General features: G+C 68.7%; 14 protein-coding genes. 10 read left to right on the forward strand and 4 right to left on the reverse strand.

Features of this window, described 5'->3' with window-relative positions:
- Positions 1-12 precede the first annotated feature (12 nt).
- Together WS92_RS09760 and WS92_RS09765 are read right to left on the reverse strand one after the other, a co-directional pair.
- Positions 13-1,122, reverse strand: coding sequence for a potassium channel family protein (locus tag WS92_RS09760; RefSeq protein WP_006027391.1), 1,110 nt, complete (start codon positions 1,120-1,122; stop codon positions 13-15).
- A gap of 110 nt (positions 1,123-1,232) precedes the next feature.
- Positions 1,233-2,561, reverse strand: a complete 1,329-nt coding sequence (locus WS92_RS09765) for an NAD(P)/FAD-dependent oxidoreductase (RefSeq protein ID WP_059930001.1) — start codon at positions 2,559-2,561, stop codon at positions 1,233-1,235.
- A gap of 232 nt (positions 2,562-2,793) precedes the next feature.
- Between WS92_RS09765 and WS92_RS09770 the strand changes: the two genes are divergently transcribed.
- Together WS92_RS09770 and WS92_RS09775 are read left to right on the forward strand one after the other, a co-directional pair.
- Positions 2,794-3,648 (forward strand): helix-turn-helix domain-containing protein, encoded by an 855-nt coding sequence (locus WS92_RS09770; RefSeq protein WP_006027393.1) that lies wholly within the window; start codon positions 2,794-2,796, stop codon positions 3,646-3,648.
- A gap of 134 nt (positions 3,649-3,782) precedes the next feature.
- A complete protein-coding gene (locus WS92_RS09775) occupies positions 3,783-5,447 on the forward strand; it encodes an ATP-binding domain-containing protein (RefSeq protein WP_059930003.1) in 1,665 nt (554 codons plus the stop codon).
- An 85-nt stretch (positions 5,448-5,532) separates the two neighbouring features.
- Here the strand turns inward: WS92_RS09775 and WS92_RS09780 are convergent, their stop codons facing one another.
- Entirely contained in the window at positions 5,533-7,086 is a 1,554-nt protein-coding gene (locus WS92_RS09780; protein ID WP_006027395.1) for a methyl-accepting chemotaxis protein, read from the reverse strand.
- Positions 7,087-7,325: 239 nt separating this feature from the next.
- Here WS92_RS09780 and WS92_RS09785 point away from each other — a divergent pair, with 239 nt between their 5' ends.
- From WS92_RS09785 to WS92_RS09820, 8 genes are all read left to right on the forward strand, one after another.
- Complete coding sequence (locus tag WS92_RS09785) at positions 7,326-8,840, forward strand: MDR family MFS transporter (protein WP_059930005.1); 1,515 nt, start codon at positions 7,326-7,328, stop codon at positions 8,838-8,840.
- A gap of 388 nt (positions 8,841-9,228) precedes the next feature.
- A complete protein-coding gene (locus WS92_RS09790; RefSeq protein WP_059930007.1) occupies positions 9,229-9,798 on the forward strand; it encodes a GNAT family N-acetyltransferase in 570 nt (189 codons plus the stop codon).
- Positions 9,799-9,825: 27 nt separating this feature from the next.
- On the forward strand, positions 9,826-10,683 hold the full coding sequence (locus WS92_RS09795) for a MerR family transcriptional regulator (RefSeq protein ID WP_006027398.1): 858 nt from the start codon (positions 9,826-9,828) through the stop codon (positions 10,681-10,683).
- Positions 10,684-10,806: 123 nt separating this feature from the next.
- Positions 10,807-11,793, forward strand: a complete 987-nt coding sequence (locus WS92_RS09800; RefSeq protein WP_059930008.1) for a sulfonate ABC transporter substrate-binding protein — start codon at positions 10,807-10,809, stop codon at positions 11,791-11,793.
- 151 nt (positions 11,794-11,944) lie between these two features.
- Complete coding sequence (locus WS92_RS09805) at positions 11,945-12,601, forward strand: lysoplasmalogenase (protein ID WP_059930010.1); 657 nt, start codon at positions 11,945-11,947, stop codon at positions 12,599-12,601.
- A 237-nt stretch (positions 12,602-12,838) separates the two neighbouring features.
- Entirely contained in the window at positions 12,839-14,428 is a 1,590-nt protein-coding gene (locus tag WS92_RS09810) for a flavin-containing monooxygenase (protein ID WP_059930012.1), read from the forward strand.
- 27 nt (positions 14,429-14,455) lie between these two features.
- Complete coding sequence (locus tag WS92_RS09815; RefSeq protein WP_059930014.1) at positions 14,456-15,400, forward strand: SDR family NAD(P)-dependent oxidoreductase; 945 nt, start codon at positions 14,456-14,458, stop codon at positions 15,398-15,400.
- On the forward strand, positions 15,397-16,311 hold the full coding sequence (locus WS92_RS09820) for a metal-dependent hydrolase (RefSeq protein ID WP_009914849.1): 915 nt from the start codon (positions 15,397-15,399) through the stop codon (positions 16,309-16,311). The genes WS92_RS09815 and WS92_RS09820 overlap by 4 nt, the downstream gene beginning before the upstream one ends.
- Before the next feature lie 240 nt (positions 16,312-16,551).
- Here WS92_RS09820 and WS92_RS09825 read toward each other — a convergent pair whose 3' ends face one another.
- Positions 16,552-17,469: a LysR family transcriptional regulator gene (locus WS92_RS09825; RefSeq protein ID WP_059930016.1), complete on the reverse strand. Its 918-nt coding sequence runs from the start codon at positions 17,467-17,469 to the stop codon at positions 16,552-16,554.
- Positions 17,470-17,610: the final 141 nt, after the last annotated feature.

Consider the following 17,610-nt stretch of genomic DNA (forward strand, 5'->3'; position numbering starts at 1 on the left):
GCCGCGCCGCGCTCAGTCCGCGAGCTCGATGCCCGCGCGCTCCATCGCGCGCGTCGACTGGATCACGACGAGCGTATCGCCCGCCTCGATCCGGCACGGCGGATCTTCGTAAAACGACAGGATCTTGCCGCCGCGATCGAGCCCGACGACAAGCGCGCCCGTCACCGCGTTCGACATGCAGCCGATTTCGTGCGCGGCGGCCGGCCGCTCGACGAGCGTCGCGCGGCCGCGCGTGGACAGCATGTCGTTGACGAACGGCACGATGTAGCGGCTCTCGACCGCGTCGGCGAGCAACAGCGCGCCGATCTTCGTCGACGACACGATCACGTCGGCGCCCGCCTGCCGCAGTTGCCGCTGATACAGGTTCTCCTGGATCCGAACGACGATCTTCGTATCGGGCGCGATGCTGCGCACCGACAGCGTAAGCAGGATCGCGGTCGGATCGTCGGTGACCGAGATGATGACCGCCTTCGCGCTGCGCACCTGCGCCTGCTGCAGCAGATCCTCGTGCGCGGGGTCGCCGCAAAGGCCCGTCACGCCGAGCGCGGCGGCCGCCTCGAGCGCCTGCTCCTGCGAATCGATGACGATCAGCGTCGCCGGATCGACGCCGCTTTCGAGCAGCTCGCGCACGGCGATCGAGCCGCTCAGTCCGTAGCCGCAAATCACGACGTGATCGCGCAGATTCTTTTGCAGGCGCTTCATGCGGTACTCCTCTATGACTCGTTGAATCACGAATTGATAAGCGGTGCCGAGAAAGATGAACCAGATGCCGATGCGGATCGGCACGATGAAGAACGCGTCGATGAGACGCGCGCGCGCGGTGACGGGCACGATGTCGCCGTAGCCGACCGTCGCGACCGTCACCATCGTGAAATAGACGAGATCGGCGATGCTCATCGGCGCGCTCTTCGTCGAATCGCGCAGGCCGTCGCGATCGAGATACAGCACGAGGAACGCGAGCACGCACAGGCCGACGACGAGCGCGAGGCGAAACGTCAGCGTGCGCAGCGGCGACGCGGCGGGCCGCGTGAACAGCGTGCGCGGGCGCGGCGCCTTCCACGGCGTGCGCGCGCGACGCAGGCGAAATCGCAGCGACTTGCGGTATTCGGATGGCGAAGCCAATGCTTTTCTCCAGAACCGGGCGTCGCGATTTTACGCCGCGAGACGGCGCCGCGCGCAGCGAAAGCCGCGGCCGCCGGCGCCGCCGTCATCGCCTTGAGCGGACATCGACGCTACAGCATGCTCGCCGGCCGCCGCATCGTCCCGTTGACGAAGCGCGCCGCGCGAAACGCGGACAGATCGAGCGACGTCGCGCCGGTGTCGACCCACTCGGCGAGCAGGCGGCCGACAATCGGCCCCATCGCGAAGCCGTGCCCGCAGAACCCGGTCGCGATCGCGAGCCCGTCCGGCGCGCGCGGCGCATCGATGACCGGAATGCCGTCGGGCAGCACGTCGATCAGGCCCGCCCACGCCTCGACGATCTGCGCATCGCGCAGCGCCGGGAAAATCGCCTTCAGCTTCGCGAGCGCGCGCGGCGCATGCGCGGGATTCGGCTGCGGATTCGGATCGCGCGGCTCGATCGCCGATACGCCGCCCGCGATGCGCGCCTTCAGATCGCGCCACGCCGCGCCGTTCAGACGAAAGCGGAATTTTTCGCGCTGCGCCCACAGCTCGGGCAGGAACAGGCTCAGCCCGCGCAGATGGCCGAGCGTGACATCGACGTCCACCTGCATGTCGTCCGCGAGATTGATCGCGCCGCTCGCGCGCTGCCGGATGCCGAGGCCGTGCCCCCAGATCGTCGACGCGGACACGGCGGGCAGCGCGTTCGTGCGCATGCAGGTGCCGCGCACCGCGTGCTGGGGCAGCCGGATGCCGACGCCGTCGAGCAGACGAAAGCTCGTCGCGCCGGCCGCGCAGATCACGCGCCGCGCCTTCACGACGCCGCGCTCGGTGACGACGCCCGACACCGCGCCGCCCGACGTGTCGATCGCGGTCACACCGCAGCCTTCGACGAAACGCGCGCCGGCTTCGATCGCGCGCGCGGCGAACGCCGCGGCGACGCGGCGCGGCTCGGCCTGGCCGTCGCTCGCCGTGTAGAGGCCGCCGAGCGCGGGCGCGGCAAGACCGCTCACGTGCGCATCGATCTCGGCGCGCGCGAGCGTGCGCGTATCGAGCCCGTGCGCGCGCGCGACATCCGTCCATTGCTGGAACGACGCCCAATCGTCGTCGTTGTCGGCGATATAGAGACAGCCGCCCTGCCGCCATTCCAGATCGGCGCCGAGCTCGCGCTCGAGCCCCTCCCACAGGCGCATGCCGGCCATCATCAGCGGCACTTCGGCGGCTTCGCGGCCCTGCTGGCGCACGAAGCCCCATGCGCGCGCCGACTGCTGTCCCGCGATGCGGGATTTGTCGAATACAGCCGCCTTTATCCCGCGCAACCCGAGATAATAGGCGGCCGCGCAGCCCATGATGCCCGCGCCGGCGATGACGACGTCGGCCTGGGCGGGAAACGGCTCGTCGGCACGCGCGAGCGTCTTGTAAAGCGGATAGGTCGTGGTCATGTCGGAAGTTTCGATGAAAACGCCATCGGCGAAAACCCGTCACAGTAACTTGAGGAAACACCTTTCACAGAAAAACGCACACTAGTGCGCAGGACGAACTTTGTTTTGCGGTAAAGTTATCTTTCCATGCGTGGCCGGTCGGCTCGCTTCATCCGACGGCATCCGATGATGCCGTACCGTGCGCCATCAGGCGCTCCGTTCTGAATCATTCGATCCGAGCCGTTCCCGCAGCATGACCAACGAAGCAATCACCACGGATTCCCTTGCGGTCGCCGAGCGCGTGCGCGAGCTGATGACCCGCCACGGCATCGGCAAGCGTCAGCAGACGACCGAGCTCTGCCGAATTCTCGACCTGAGCTTTTCGCAAGGGCATCGCAAGCTGCGCGGCAGCAGTCCCTGGACGCTCGCGCAAATCAAGAAAGTCGCCGAAGCGTATGGCGAGCCCGCCGCGCAACTGTTCGGCGCGCAGGCGCTTGATCCCGGCATGGTCGGCGCATGCGCGCGCGACGCGGTGCTGTATGCGGGCATCGCCGAGATTGCGTGCACCGCATGGATCGGCGGGCTCCTCGACGCCGGCGCGCGCCCCGAGTTCGTCGCGTACGAACAGCAGGGCCGCTGGCGCGTGCTGCGCCACACGGGTGTGCTCTACCAGAACGCGTACGACGTTCACAAGATCGAGATCTATCCGCGCCGCGCGGAAAGCGACAGGCTGCTCGTCGCCGTGATCGACGCCGACAGCGTGAGCGCCGACGAAGTCTGCCGCTATCTCGACGAGCAGGGCTTCGTGACGGCGCGCTTTGGCAGCGTCGATGCGTTCGCCGATGCGCTGCAGGGCCAGGCATTCGACGCGGTGGTCACCGAGTGGATGTTCGACGGCCGCAACGCCGCCGACGCGATCCAGGCCGTGCGCGCGTCCGACAATCCGGGCGCGCCGATCTTCGTGCTGACGGGCGACCTGCTGACGGGCCGCGCGAGCGAAGCCGAGATCAGCGAAGTGATCCGCGTCTACGACGTCGTCTGCTACGAGAAACCCGCCCGCATGGCGATCCTGAGCGCCGATCTCGCGAAGCGTCTGTCGCGCGCGTGACGGCGAAAGCGCGCGGCATGCGCGCCGGCCCGCGGATGTCGGGCATGCCGCGCCTTCGCCGCGCGCCCCGTCCCGCACGCGCCTGCGTACAATACGGCGACCCTTGCCCAACGCACGCCCTGCCAGGACCCGACATGGCCCGCATCATTCCCGACGACTGGATGAACCTCGCCGCCACGGGCGCGGCCGAGCGCGAGCGCGAAACGCTCGCGACGCTGGAGCGGACACTGCCCGACGCGTACACCGTCTATCACGGCGTGCACTGGACGCGCGCGGACCAGAACTTCTCGGTATTCGGCGAAGCCGACTTCGTGATCGTGAGCCCGGCCGGGCGCGTGCTCGTGATCGAGCAGAAGGCGGGCTTCCTGCGCGAGACGCCGAAGGGGCTCGTCAAGGTCTATCTGCAGACCGAGCGCAACGTGTCGATCCAGCTCGCGCGCACGCTCGAAAACCTGCATCGCCGGCTCACCGCCGCGCTCGGCGCGGGTGCTTACGGCGTCGAGGAACTGCTGTACTGCCCGGACTACACGATCAGGAATCCCGCGATCGCGGGCGTCGCGCCCGCGCGGATCGTCGACGCGACGCGCAGGCACGAGCTCGCCGCGCGCATCGTCGACGCGCTGCCCGCCGACGAGCCGCCCTTTCCGAGCGCGGCGAAGATCCACCATTTCCTCGCGGACGAGCTGTCGCTCACGCCGGACACGAGCGCGCTCGTCGGCCAGGCGGACACGCTCGTCACGCGGCTCGCGGGCGGCCTCGCCGCGTGGGCGCGCCGGCTCGCGTTCGCGCCGTTCCGGCTGCGCGTGATCGCGACCGCGGGCTCCGGCAAGACGCAGCTCGCGGTGCAGGCGATGCGCGACGCGATCTCGGCCGGCAAGCGCGTGCTGTACGTGTGCTTCAACCGGCCGCTCGCCGACCACGTCGCGCGTATCGCGCCCGCGGGCGCGACGATCGCGAACTACCATCAGCTCTGCGACTGGATCGCGCGCGACGGCGGCCACGCCCCCGACTTCGGCGCGCACGACGCGTTCGCGCAGCTCGAGGCGCGCTTCGCGCAAACGCCGATCGCCGAGCGCTGGCGGTTCGATACGCTGATCGTCGACGAAGGCCAGGACTTCCAGCCGTCGTGGGCGGGCGCGCTCGAGCGGCTCGTCGCGCCTGACGGCGCATGGTGGTGGCTCGAGGACCCGCTGCAGAACCTCTACATGCGCGACAGCGTGCCGCTGCCCGGCTGGGTGACGCTCAAGGAGACGACCAACTACCGCAGCCCGCGCGACATCCTCGACTATGTGCGCGACGTCGTCGGCAGCGTCGAGCCGCTCGCGGCCGAACTCACGTCGGGCAGCCCGTTCGGCGGATCGGAGATCTCGATTTCCGCGTACGACGCGGCGGACGCGGAATCGGCCGCGCAAGCGTGCATCGACGCAACGAAGCGCGCGATCACGCACGCGCTCGCGCTCGGCTTTCGCAAGCAGGACATCGCGGTGCTGTCGTTCAGGGGGCGCGAGGGCTCGGCGCTCGCCGCGCTCGACCAGCTCGGCCCGCACCGCGTGAAGAGCTTCACCGGCAAATACGATCTGTTCGGGAATCCGGAATATCGGGAAGGCGACGTGCTGCTCGACTCGATCTATCGATTCAAGGGGCAGGCGGCGCCGTGCGTGATCCTGACCGAAGTCGACTTCGACGCGTTCGACGAGCGGGCGGCGCGCAAGCTGTTCGTCGGCGCGACGCGCGCGACGATGAAGCTGATCGTCGTCGCGGCGCGGCGCGCGGCGCAGCGGATCGCGCCTTCCGCCTGACGGGAACGGTCGCGGCGGATCGCGGCAAATCGCGTCGGGCGGGCAACACGGACCCGCCGCACGAAGCGATCGGGCAACGCGCCCGTCAGACGACGCGGAACGCGCCGACCGTGTGCCGCAGCCCGTCCGCCTGCTCCTCGAGCGACGCGGCGGCGGCGGCGGCCTGCTCGACGAGCGCCGCGTTTTGCTGCGACACCTGATCCATCTGCGAGACGGCGCGGTTGACCTGCTCGATGCCGTCGCGCTGCTCGTTCGACGCGGCCGAGATCTCGGTCATGATGCCGGTCACGCGCGCGATCGCGCGCTGGATCTCCTGCATCGTGTCGCCCGCCGAGCCGACGAGACGCGAGCCCGTCGCGACCCGCTCGACCGATTCGCCGATCAGCGCCTTGATCTCCTTGGCCGCCGACGCGGAGCGCTGCGCGAGCGTGCGCACCTCGCCCGCGACGACCGCGAAGCCGCGGCCCTGCTCGCCCGCGCGCGCGGCCTCGACGGCCGCGTTCAGCGCGAGGATGTTGGTCTGGAACGCGATCCCTTCGATCGTGCCGATGATGTCGGCCACCTTCTGCGAGCTCTGGTCGATCTCGGCCATCGTGCCGACCACCTCGCCGACGACCGTCGCGCCCTTCGTCGCGATGTCGGTCGCGCTGTCCGCGCAGTTCTGCGCTTCGCGCGCGTTGTCCGCGTTCTGCTTCACCGTCGCGGTCAATTGCTCCATGCTCGCCGCCGTCTGCTGCAGCGCGGCCGCCTGCTCCTCGGTGCGCTGCGACAGATCGGTGTTGCCGGCCGCGATCTGGCGCGTCGCGGTGGCGATCGATTCGGAGCCGTTCGTCACCTTGCGCACGGTGTCCGACAGGCTGCGCTGCATCGTCGTGAGGCCCTTGACGAGCTCGGCCATTTCGTCGTGCGACGTCCAGCGCAGCTCGCCCGTCAGATCGCCGTCCGACAGGCGGCGCAGGTGCCCGAGGATCCGCACGAGCGGCTGCGTGATCGCGAAGTGCAGGCCGATCGCGCAGCCAAGGCACGCGGCGAGGCCGAACGCGATCAGCCCGCCGAGCATGAGCCGCAGCCAGCCGTACATTTGCTCGGCGTCGTCGTATGCGGCCTTGCCGTACGCGGCGCGCGCGTCATCGAGCGCGGCCGTCGCCTTCGTCCACGCAACCGACAGCGGCGGCGCGACCGTCATCATCAGGCGGTCAGCTTCGTCGTGCCGGCCGGCCTTCAGCGCGTCGATCAACGGCTTGAGCGCCTCGTCGACGAGCGCGCGGCGCGCCGCGTTCGCCTGCGCGGCGAGCGTCTTTTCGTCGTCGCTGCGCGGCAGCGCGTCATAGTCGCGCCAGCCGCGGTCCGACGCGGCCAGATACTGCTCCGCCTTCGCGAGCGTGTTCGCGGCGTCGGGCACCTCCGGATGCAGGATCACGCGATCGAGCGTCGTGCGCGTGATCGCGAGATTGAGGCTCGCCGACGCGAGCGCCGTCTTCGCCGCGAGCTGCCGCGTGTACGCGTCGCCGAGCGCGGCGTTCGAGTTCTGCATGCTGAAGAAGCCGATCACGCCCGTGATCGTCAACAGCGCGGCGACGAGACCGAGCGTCGAGAAGATCCGGGTGCGAATCGAGAAGCGGGAGAAAAAGGCATTCATGACCAGGAAGAATCGCAAGTGGTAGCCGCCGGTTTGGGGGACAGTCGCCGGTATTACGGCCCGGCTTTCGAAAACTTGAGACGCCTCAAGCGATGCGACGACATGCCGCGGGGCCGGGCGGCCGGATGCGGCCGTCGCCGGCCGGTAATCAATGGAAACCCTTGTGACGAAGCAGAGATTGACTAGTCAATCAGATGTTTCTACATTCCGTCTGCTTCCATACGACCACACGGCTCCCCATGTCCACCGACTCCTCCGCGCCGCCCGTCCACGCCGATGCCGGCCGACCGGCCGCGTCCGTGCGGCTCACGATCGCCGCGCTGCTGCTCGTGCTGCTGTTGTCCGCGCTCGACCAGACGATCGTGTCGACCGCGCTGCCGACCATCGTCGGCGACCTGGGCGGCCTCGAGAAGCTGTCCTGGGTCGTCACCGCGTACCTGCTGTCGTCGACCGTCGTGCTGCCGCTGTACGGCAAGCTCGGCGACCTGTACGGGCGCAAGACCGTGCTGCAGGCGGCGATCGTGCTGTTCGTCGTCGGCTCGGCGCTGTGCGGGCTCGCGCAGGACATGACGCAACTGATCGTGCTGCGCGCGCTGCAGGGGCTCGGCGGCGGCGGGCTGATGGTCGTCACGATGGCGGCGATCGCCGACCTGATTCCGCCCGAGGAGCGCGGCCGCTATCAAGGGCTGTTCGGCGGCGTGTACGGAATCGCGACGGTGATCGGGCCGCTCCTCGGCGGGTTTCTCGTCCAGCATCTGTCGTGGCGCTGGATCTTCTACATCAACCTGCCGCTCGGCGCGCTCGCGTTCGTGGTGATCGGCGGGGCGTTCAAGCCGCACACCGCACACGTGCGGCGCCGGATCGACTACGCGGGCGCCGCGTTCCTCGCCACGGCGCTCACCTGCGTCGTGCTGTTCACGAGCCAGGGCGGCACGATCCTGCCGTGGTCGTCGCCGCAGTTGTGGTTCACGCTCGCGCTCGGCCTCGTCGCGACCGCCGGCTTCGTCTACGAGGAACGCCTCGCCGCCGAGCCGATCATGCCGCTCGAGCTGTTCCGCCACCGGACCTTCGTGCTGTGCGGCCTGATCGGCTTCGTCGTCGGGCTCGCGCTGTTCGGCTCGGTCACGTTCCTGCCGCTCTATCTGCAGGTCGTCAAGGGCTCGACGCCGTCGGAAGCCGGCATGCAGGTGCTGCCGATGATGGGCGGCTTGCTCGCGACGTCGATCGGCAGCGGCCGCCTCATCACGAAGCTCGGCAAGTACCGCTTCTTTCCGATCGCGGGCACCTTCATCGCCGCCGCGGCGATGCTGCTCCTCGCGACACTGTCGCTCGACACGTCGCTGCGCGCGATGTACCTGTACATGGCGCTCCTCGGCGGCGGGCTCGGCATGGTGATGCCCGTCATCGTGCTCGCGGTGCAGAACACCGTCGAATTCCGGCATCTCGGCGTCGCGACGTCCGGCGCGACCCTCTTTCGCTCGATCGGCGGCTCGCTCGGCGTCGCCGCGTTCGGCGCGCTGTTCTCGAACGGGCTGCATGCGCGGCTCGACGCGGCGCTGCCGCCCGACACGGAGCTGCCGCCGTCGCTCGGGCCCGCGGCCGTGCGCCAGTTGCCGGACGCGGTGCGCGACGCGTATCTGCACGCGTTCGCGAGTTCGCTGCACACGGTGTATCTGTGCGCGGCGGCGGTGATCGCGATCGCATTCGCGCTCGCGTGGTTCGTCAAAGACGCGCCGCTCAGGAAACGCGGCTGATCGGGGCCGCCGCGCGCGCGTGATCCGATCGATCACTTCCGCGCCCCGCTTGGGCATGCGCACGCCGGGGCAGGCTCGGAAGCGGGCGACGCCGCCTTCGACCGCGCCATATCGCTCGCGTCCTGCAATCGAGGTTGCGACGCAAGTGGCTGATCGAGTTGCACCGAATTGTCTGACGCCGCATCCATTGCGATCCGGTCGGTTGCGACGCCGTCGCGCGCCCGCTTCGCGTCGCGCGTCGGCTTTCTTTCGAGATTCGGCCGGCCCGGCATATTGTTTGTCCATCGTGTTTTTGATTGTTCATTTCTCGACGGCAGGCTTCGCGCTTTGCGGACATTTTCGAATGCGCGCATAGTAGCGATTTCACCATTCCCACCCTGTTTTTGCGATGAAAACCACCGACGCCCCCGCCCATTGCTCCGCCATCGTCCGCGACGCCACCGAAGACGATCTCGAAGCGATCCAGGCGATCTATGCGCATCACGTGCTGACGGGCGTCGCGTCGTTCGAGGAGACGCCGCCGTCCGTCGCCGATCTGCGCGCGCGGCGCGAAGCGGTGCTGCGGCACGGCCTGCCGTATCTCATCGCCGAGCTGGACGGCGTCGTCGCGGGCTACGCGTATGCGACGCCGTACCGGCCGCGCAGCGCGTACCGCTATGCGCTTGAGGATTCGATCTACGTGAACGACGCATGCCGAGGGCGCGGCATCGGCCGCGTGCTGCTCGGCGCGCTGATCGCGCGCTGCGAGGCGGGGCCGTGGCGGCAGATGATCGCGGTGATCGCGGACGGCGGGCGCGGCGGCTCGACGTCGTTGCATCGCGCGCTTGGCTTCGAGCCCGTCGGCACGCTGCGCGGCGTGGGCTTCAAGCACGGCCGCTGGATCGACACCGCGCTGATGCAGCGGGGGCTCGGACACGGCGCGCAGAAGCCCCCCTCGGACACCGACGCCTCGCACTGAAGCGCGCGGTCGCGCTAAAATCGTCGCATGCCGAAATCGAACTCAACTACTCCCGCCGACGCCGCCCCGGACGCATCGACGTTGAACGAATATACGGTCGACGAGCTCGCGCGCGTGTCGGACACGACGGTGCGCAACGTACGCGCATACCAGGATCGCGGCCTGCTCGCGCCGCCGCGCAAGCGCGGCCGCGTCGGCATCTACGACGACACGCACGTCGCCCGCCTGAAGGTCATCAACCACCTGCTCGCACGCGGCTACACGCTGTCGAACATTCAGGATCTGATCAAGGCGATCGACGACGGCCACGACCTGCGCTCGATCCTCGGGCTCGAAAACGCGATCGGCGGCCGCTGGTCGAACGAGCGCCCGCAAACCTTCTCGCTCGCGCAGCTCATCCAGATGTTCGGCCCGCAGACGCCCGCGTCGCTCGGGCGCGTCGCGGAGCTCGGCCTGCTCGAGCGGCGCGGCGTGTCGTTCGTCGCGAAAAGCCCGGCGCTCATCGAAGCCGCGGCCGCGATGGTCCGCGAGGGCATTCCGGCGCGCGAGCTGCTCGACGCGATCGGCATCACGCGGCCGTATTTCGATGCGATCGCACGCGTGCTCGTCGAGCTCGTCGTGCGCCGCCTCGATCGCTACGACGAAGGCTCGCTGCCGCCGCCGACCGACGTGCCGGCGCTCGTCGATGCGATCTGGCGGCTGCGCCCGCTGTCGTCCGTATTCGTCGAAGGCGAGATGAACCGGGCGCTCGAAGCGGCGTCGAGCGCGTACCTGGGCGGGCGCGTCGCGACGATCCTCGACAAGAAGCTGAGCTCGCAGGCCGCGCGCGACGACGAACCCGAGCTCGAACGAACCGCGGCGAAGGACGCGCCGAAGAAACGTTAGGCGCACGCGCGTCATATTGATATCGGCAATGCGTGGTTTGCGGGGGCGCCTGCCCGTGCGACGATTTCCCGACTCGGGCGGCATGCGCGCCGCCCGCTTCGCTCAACGTCGTGGAGATTGCCGATGATTCGCCTTGCCCGTTGGATTCCCCGAACCGTAGCCGCCGCGCTCGCGTCGTCGCTCGTCGCCGCCGCCGCGTTCGCGCAGGATGACGCGGGCGGCAAGGTGCTGCGCGTCGGCTATCAGAAGGCGGGGCTGCTCGCCGTCGTCAAGGCGCAGGGCGCGCTCGAGGCGCGCGTGAAGCCGCTCGGCTACACCGTCAAATGGTTCGAGTTCCCGGCCGGCCCGCAACTGCTCGAAGCGCTGAACGCGAACAGCATCGACGTCGGCTACACGGGCGCGCCGCCCGCGGTGTTCGCGCAGGCGAGCGGCGTGCGCTTCGTCTACGTCGGCGCGGAGCCGCCATCACCGCACAACGAGGCGATCATCGTGAAAGCCGATTCGCCGCTCAAGACCGTCGCCGATCTGCGGGGCAAGAAAGTCGCGCTGCAGAAAGGCTCGAGCGCGAACTATCTGCTGCTCGAGGCGCTGCGCAAGGCCGGCGTGCGCTACGACGAGATCCGCCCGATCTACCTGCCGCCCGCCGACGCGCGCGCCGCGTTCGAGAGCGGCACCGTGGACGCGTGGGCGGTCTGGGACCCGTACTACGCGGCCGCGCAGCAGGCGCTGAAGGCGCGCACGCTCGCCGACTATGCCGGCCTGCCCGCCGCACACAACTTCTATGAAGCGACGCGCGATTTCGCGACCCGCCATCCGGACGTCGTCGGCGCGGTGTTGCAGCAGTTGCGCGAGACCGGCCTGTGGGTCAACGCGCATCCCACCGAAACCGCCGCGCTGATCGCGCCGAAGGTCGGTCTCGACCGCGCGCTCGTCGAGACCTGGGTCAGGCGCGTGCCGTACGGCACGACGCCGCTCGACGAGAAGATCGTCGCGTCGCAACAGGGCGTCGCCGACGCGTTTCACGCGGCGAAGCTGATCCCGCAGAAGCTGAGCGTCGCCGACAACGTCTGGGCCGACCGGAACGCCGCCGCCGCGCTCGCGGCAAAGTAGGCGCGGCGCATCGCCCGCGGCCCGATTAGAGGGATTTGTCTGTCCCCGATAACGCCTTCTTGCCGATAATGACCGGCCGCGCGGATGCCGTGCGTCGCCCGCGACGCCGCCCGCGCCCGATCACGCGCCGCGTGCGAGGAGACGCCCGCCCATGTTGTCCCATCTGCCCCCGCGCGTGCGCGGTCTCTGGCTCGCGGCCGCGCTCGCCGCGCTGCTGTACGGACTGTCGCTCGGCCACGCGCCCTATCCCGGCCAGCCGGCCGCCAAGGCGGCGCTCGGCGTCCTGCTGTTCGTCGCGGCGCTGCGGCATCCGGCCGCGCGCGAGCGCGCGTGGCTCGGCGCGGCGCTCGCCGCGTCGGTGCTCGGCGACGTGCTCCTCGCGCTTGCCTCCTGGCCGCCGTCGTTCGTCGCCGGCCTCGGCGCGTTCCTGCTCGCCCATCTCGCCTATTGCGCGCTGTTCGCGCCGTGGCGCGCCGCGCCGCGCGGGCCGCGCGCGGTCGCGCTCGTCGCGCTGTGGATCGCCGCCCCCGCGCTCTACGCCGCGTTCTTTCCCCATCTCGCCGCGCTCGCCGCGCCCGTCGCCGTCTATGTCGCCGTGCTCGGCGCGATGGCGAGCTTCGCACTCTGCGCGCGCACGCCGGGGCCACAGGTCGCGGCCGGCGCGCTCGTGTTCGTCGCGTCCGACGCGCTGATCGGCATCGATCGTTTTCTCGGCGCATTCGCCGGCGTCGATTATTTCATCTGGTTCTTTTATGCGATCGCGCAATTGACCATTGCGTTCGGCGTGCTGCGGCGCAAATCGAAATGATCGAATTCACGCCGCCACCTCAATCCGTTGAGGATGGCAGCGAATTTTGCGACGCAGCATCCCGATTCCGACTTCCACCGCGTTTTGCTCCCTGCCGCCCCGTCCCGCGGGCTCGACATCCGTTGAATCCCGCGCTTAGAGGGCTATGTCTACCCGGCTTGCGGTTTTGGTTTTCACGAACTATTGTTACATCAATCAATGTAACAGTAAAAAATGAGCCAAAATGGAGACGCCTGGATGAACGCGCGCAATATGTCCTTCGGTCCGCTCGACAGCACAAACCACGAAGAAACCCTCGATATCGCCATCATCGGCACCGGCTTTTCCGGGCTCGGCATGGCGATTCGCCTCCGGCAAACCGGCAACCAGGACTTTGCGGTGTTCGAAAAGGCCAGCTCGGTCGGCGGCACCTGGCGCGACAACCACTACCCCGGTTGCGCGTGCGATGTCCAGTCGCACGTCTATTCGTTCTCGTTCGCGCCGAATCCGCGCTGGACGCGCATGTTCGCGCCGCAGCCGGAAATCCGCGCTTACATGGAAGACTGCGTGCAGCGCTTCAACGTCGGCTCGCACCTGCGCTTCGGTCACGAACTCGTCAACGCGACCTACGACGAGACCGCGCACCGCTGGCGCCTGACCTTCGCGAACGGCAAGCGCGTGTGCGCACGCGTGCTCGTGTCGGGCATGGGCGGCCTGTCGCGCGCCGCGTACCCGAACATTCCCGGCATCGAGACGTTCAAGGGCGAAGCGTTCCACTCGCAGCACTGGAAGCACGACTATCCGCTCGAAGGCAAGCGCGTCGCCGTGATCGGCACGGGCGCGAGCGCGATCCAGTTCGTCCCGCAGATCGCGCCGCGCGTCGCGAATCTCGCGCTCTTCCAGCGCACACCGCCGTGGATCATGGCGAAGCCGGACCGCCCCGTGAACGGCGTCGAGCAGTGGCTGTTCCGCAACCTGCCGTTCACGCAGAAGCTGCTGCGCACGGGCCTCTACTGGATGCTCGAATCGCGCGTGCTCGGCTTCGCCGTGCATCCGTCGACGATGAAGCTCGTGCAGAAGCTCGCGCTGCGCCACATCGACAGGCAGATCTCCGAGCCCGAGCTGCGCGCCGCGGTGACGCCCGACTACACGATCGGCTGCAAGCGGATCCTGATGTCGAACGACTACTACCCGGCGCTCACGCGCAAGAACGTCGACGTGATCACGACGGGCATCGAGCGGATCGAGGAAGACGCCGTCGTCACGACGGACGGCAAGCGCCATGAAGTCGACTGCCTGATCTACGGCACGGGCTTTCAGATCAACAACCCGTTCCCGCGCGGCACGATCGTCGGCCGGGGCGGCGTCGACATCGTCGACGCCTGGCGCGACGGCGCGCACGCGTACCTCGGCACGACGGTGCCCGGCTATCCGAACTGGTTCACCCTGATGGGCCCGAACACGGGCCTCGGCCACAACTCGATGGTGTACATGATCGAATCGCAGATCGAATACGTGCTCGGCGCGCTGAAGGCGATGCGCACCGAGCGCGCCGAGGCGATCGAAGTGCGCCCGCTCGTCGAGCTCGAATACAACAACCGCATCCAGAACAAGCTGAAGGGCACGGTCTGGTCGACGGGCGGCTGCAGCAGTTGGTATCTCGATCCGCGCACCGGCAAGAACACGACGCTGTGGCCGACCTTCACGTGGCGCTTCCGGCAGGAAACCGCGTTCTTCTCGATGGCCGACTATCACGCGTACTACGCGAACCCGCGCCAGAACGCGCAGCCGGTGCCGGCGCTGCCCGGCGCCGCCGCCGCGACGACGGCCGCCGAGACGACCGCCTGAGCCCCGAACCCACACGAGCCTACGACAATGAAATCCTTTTCCAACAAAGTCGCCGCGATCACGGGCGCCGGCTCGGGCATGGGCCGCTCGCTCGCGGTGCAGCTCGCGCAACAGCATTGCCACGTCGCGCTCGCGGACAAGAACGCCGTCGGCCTCGCCGAGACCGAGCGGATCGTCCGCGCGCTCGCGCCGTCGGTGCGCGTGACGACCTGCGTGCTCGACGTCGGCGATCGCGCCGCGATGCACGCATGGGCCGACGAGACGGCCGCCGCGCACGGCCGCGTGAACCTCGTGTTCAACAACGCGGGCGTCGCGCTGTCGAGCACGATCGACGGCATGGAATACAGCGATCTGGAATGGATCGTGAACATCAACTTCTGGGGCGTCGTGCACGGGACGAAGGCGTTCCTGCCGTACCTGAAGGCGTCGGGCGACGGGCACATCGTCAACACGTCGAGCATCTTCGGGATCTTCGCGCAGCCTGGCATGAGCGGCTACAACGCGACGAAGTACGCGGTGCGCGGCTTCACCGAGTCGCTGCGCCAGGAGCTCGACATGATGAAGTGCGGCGTCTCGGCGACCTGCGTGCATCCGGGCGGCATCCGCACGAACATCGCGCAATCGGCTCGGCTCGCGCAGAACATGGTCGGCTTCATGGTCGAGAGCGAGCAGCAGGGCAAGGCGGATTTCGAGAAGTTCTTCATCACGACGGCCGACGAAGCGGCGCGCGTGATCCTGCACGGCGTGCGCAAGAACAAGCGCCGCGTGCTGATCGGCCGCGACGCGCGCGGCGCCGACTGGCTCGCGCGCACGTTGCCCGCCGCATACCAGCGGCTCGTCGTGCTCGCGACGAAGCTGCAGCGCGCCCGCGGGCGCCGTCACGCGGGCCACGCGGCACCCGCACCCGCGCCGGCGACGCCCGCGCACGCGACGTACCACAACGCCGGCAACCAGGGAGGAGAGCAATCATGACGACACCGCATATGATGCCCGTGCGGCGCGACATCCGCTTCGCGCTGCCGCCCGATCGCGTGTACGACTGGCACGTCCAGGGCGCGCCCGTCACGCACTTCATGAACGCGCTGTCGCTGCTGTTCCCGGCGGGCGAGCGCTTCTTCATGGATTCCGTGCGCAACTACCGCGACGAGATCCACGATCCCGAGCTGAAGAAGCAGGTCGCGGGCTTCATCGGCCAGGAAGCGATGCACACGCGCGAGCACATCGAGTACAACGACCTGCTGCAATCGGCGGGCCTGCCCGCGCACAAGCTCGACAAGCGCCTGTGGGCGCTGCTCGGCTGGGGCAAGAAGGTGCTGCCGAATTCGATGCAGCTCGCGATCACGATCGCGCTCGAGCATTACACGGCGATCCTCGCGAACCAGTTGCTGTCGGGCCACGAGCACCGGATCGACGGCTCGGTCGAAGGCTACAGGCAGATGTGGCTGTGGCATGCGATGGAAGAGACCGAGCACAAGGCGGTCTCGTTCGACGTGTGGAACACCGTGATGAGGCCGGGCGTGAAGACGTATCTGCTGCGCACCGGCACGATGCTCGCGACGACGCTGATCTTCTGGACCGTCGTGTTCGATTTCCACGTGCGCCTGATGTTCGCGCACCGGATGCGCCACGGCAAGCTGAAGGGAATGTGGCGGCTCGTCAAGTATCTGTATAGCCCGAGGAACGGCGTGTTCCCGAGCATCGCGCGCGAATGGCTCGACTATTTCCGGCCGGGCTTCCATCCGTGGGACCACGACAATCGCGTGTATCTGCAGGGCCTCGACGCGCTGCTCGCGAACATCGACGCCGCGAACGAGCGCTACGCCGACCAGGCCGCGCCGCGCCGCGTGCCGCTGCATTCGTCGCCCGCGCATCAGCACGCGTAAGCGAACGAGCGATGGCGACCGTCCGCGACACGCTGACGGTCCGCTCGGGCGACGTGCGCGGCGCGGGCGCATCGGACGCGCCGACGCTGCGCGCCGACTACAAGCTGCCCATGCTCGCGCGGGATCTGCTCGCCGTCGCCGTCGTGACGTGCGGCGGCCGGCACGGTCGCCCCCGACGTTTTCGCAACGATACGGACCCGGCTCGACGCACGCGCGCATCAGCGCCCTTCTCGCTTGCCCCTATTCGGGCGATTGCGCACCGTGCAACACCAGCCGATCGCGCAGATAGTCGACGAACGCCCGAACCTTCGGTAACGCCACCCGCCCGCGCGGAAACAGCGCATTGAAGTCTTGCGCCGGTCCGCTCCAGTCGCGCAATACCCGCCGCAGCCGGCCGCCCTCGACGTCGCTCGCCATGCTGTGATGCATCGCGAGCGACAGCCCTTCGCCCGCGCACAGCGCATCGTGAATCAACGCCGGATCGCTCGCGACGATCACCGGGTCCAGCGCGAAATACCGCGCACGTCCGCCCGGCTTGCGCAGCGGCCATGCATAGCCGGCCGCGCGGCGCGCCTGATGCAACGTCAGCGCGCGGTGCGCCCTGAGCTCGCCGGGATGCTCGGGGGCGCCATGTCGCTTCAGGTACGACGGACTCGCATAGACGCCGGTTGCGAAGCTGCCCAGCCGCCGCGCGACCAGATCCGAGTCGGGAAGCACGCCCAGGCGCAGCGCGATGTCGATTTCGTCCGCGACCAGATCGAGCGGCACGTGCGACGCGAGGATTTCCAGCCGCACGTCCGGATACGCGCGGCGAAAACCGGCCAGCAGCGGCGCGATCCACGTGGCGCCGAACGAATAAGGCAGTGTCACCCGCAGCCAGCCGCGCGGGCCGCTCTGCAACTGGCTCACCGCGGCGTGCGCTTCGTCCAGTTGCGCGGCCATGTTCCGGCAGTGCGCGTAGTACAGGCCGCCCGCCTCGGTCAGCCCGAGGCGGCGAGTCGTCCGGTGAAGAAGCTGCACGCCCAGTTGCGCCTCGAGCGTCATCACGCGCCGGCTCACCGTCGTCTTCGGCATGCGCAACAGCCGCGCCGCCGCGGTGAAGCTGCCGGTCTGCACGACGCGCACGAAGATCAGGGTGTCGTTCAGGTCAGCCGCCATATCGGGCTCCGCGTGGATGGACTGACGCCATTGTCCCATTGATGGGCCAATCAAGCCCATCTTCGCCGGCTAATCGGCTCCGGCTCCCGCCCGTAACATGGCCTCGTGCTTTCACGAGCGACATCCGGACATGGACACTGA

It is taken from the genome of Burkholderia sp. MSMB1588, from assembly GCF_001546925.1.
In the GTDB taxonomy this organism is placed as follows: Bacteria; Pseudomonadota; Gammaproteobacteria; order Burkholderiales; family Burkholderiaceae; genus Burkholderia; species Burkholderia humptydooensis.

Bases quoted from the DNA above. Each gene is read 5' to 3' on its own strand.
- WS92_RS09765 (WP_059930001.1), bottom strand. From the start codon at position 2,561: ATGACCACGACCTATCCGCTTTACAAGACGCTCGCGCGTGCCGACGAG.
- WS92_RS09770 (WP_006027393.1), top strand. From the start codon at position 2,794: ATGACCAACGAAGCAATCACCACGGATTCCCTTGCGGTCGCCGAGCGC.
- WS92_RS09775 (WP_059930003.1), top strand. From the start codon at position 3,783: ATGGCCCGCATCATTCCCGACGACTGGATGAACCTCGCCGCCACGGGC.
- WS92_RS09780 (WP_006027395.1), bottom strand. From the start codon at position 7,086: ATGAATGCCTTTTTCTCCCGCTTCTCGATTCGCACCCGGATCTTCTCG.
- WS92_RS09785 (WP_059930005.1), top strand. From the start codon at position 7,326: ATGTCCACCGACTCCTCCGCGCCGCCCGTCCACGCCGATGCCGGCCGA.
- WS92_RS09790 (WP_059930007.1), top strand. From the start codon at position 9,229: ATGAAAACCACCGACGCCCCCGCCCATTGCTCCGCCATCGTCCGCGAC.
- WS92_RS09795 (WP_006027398.1), top strand. From the start codon at position 9,826: ATGCCGAAATCGAACTCAACTACTCCCGCCGACGCCGCCCCGGACGCA.
- WS92_RS09800 (WP_059930008.1), top strand. From the start codon at position 10,807: ATGATTCGCCTTGCCCGTTGGATTCCCCGAACCGTAGCCGCCGCGCTC.
- WS92_RS09805 (WP_059930010.1), top strand. From the start codon at position 11,945: ATGTTGTCCCATCTGCCCCCGCGCGTGCGCGGTCTCTGGCTCGCGGCC.
- WS92_RS09810 (WP_059930012.1), top strand. From the start codon at position 12,839: ATGAACGCGCGCAATATGTCCTTCGGTCCGCTCGACAGCACAAACCAC.
- WS92_RS09815 (WP_059930014.1), top strand. From the start codon at position 14,456: ATGAAATCCTTTTCCAACAAAGTCGCCGCGATCACGGGCGCCGGCTCG.
- WS92_RS09820 (WP_009914849.1), top strand. From the start codon at position 15,397: ATGACGACACCGCATATGATGCCCGTGCGGCGCGACATCCGCTTCGCG.
- WS92_RS09825 (WP_059930016.1), bottom strand. From the start codon at position 17,469: ATGGCGGCTGACCTGAACGACACCCTGATCTTCGTGCGCGTCGTGCAG.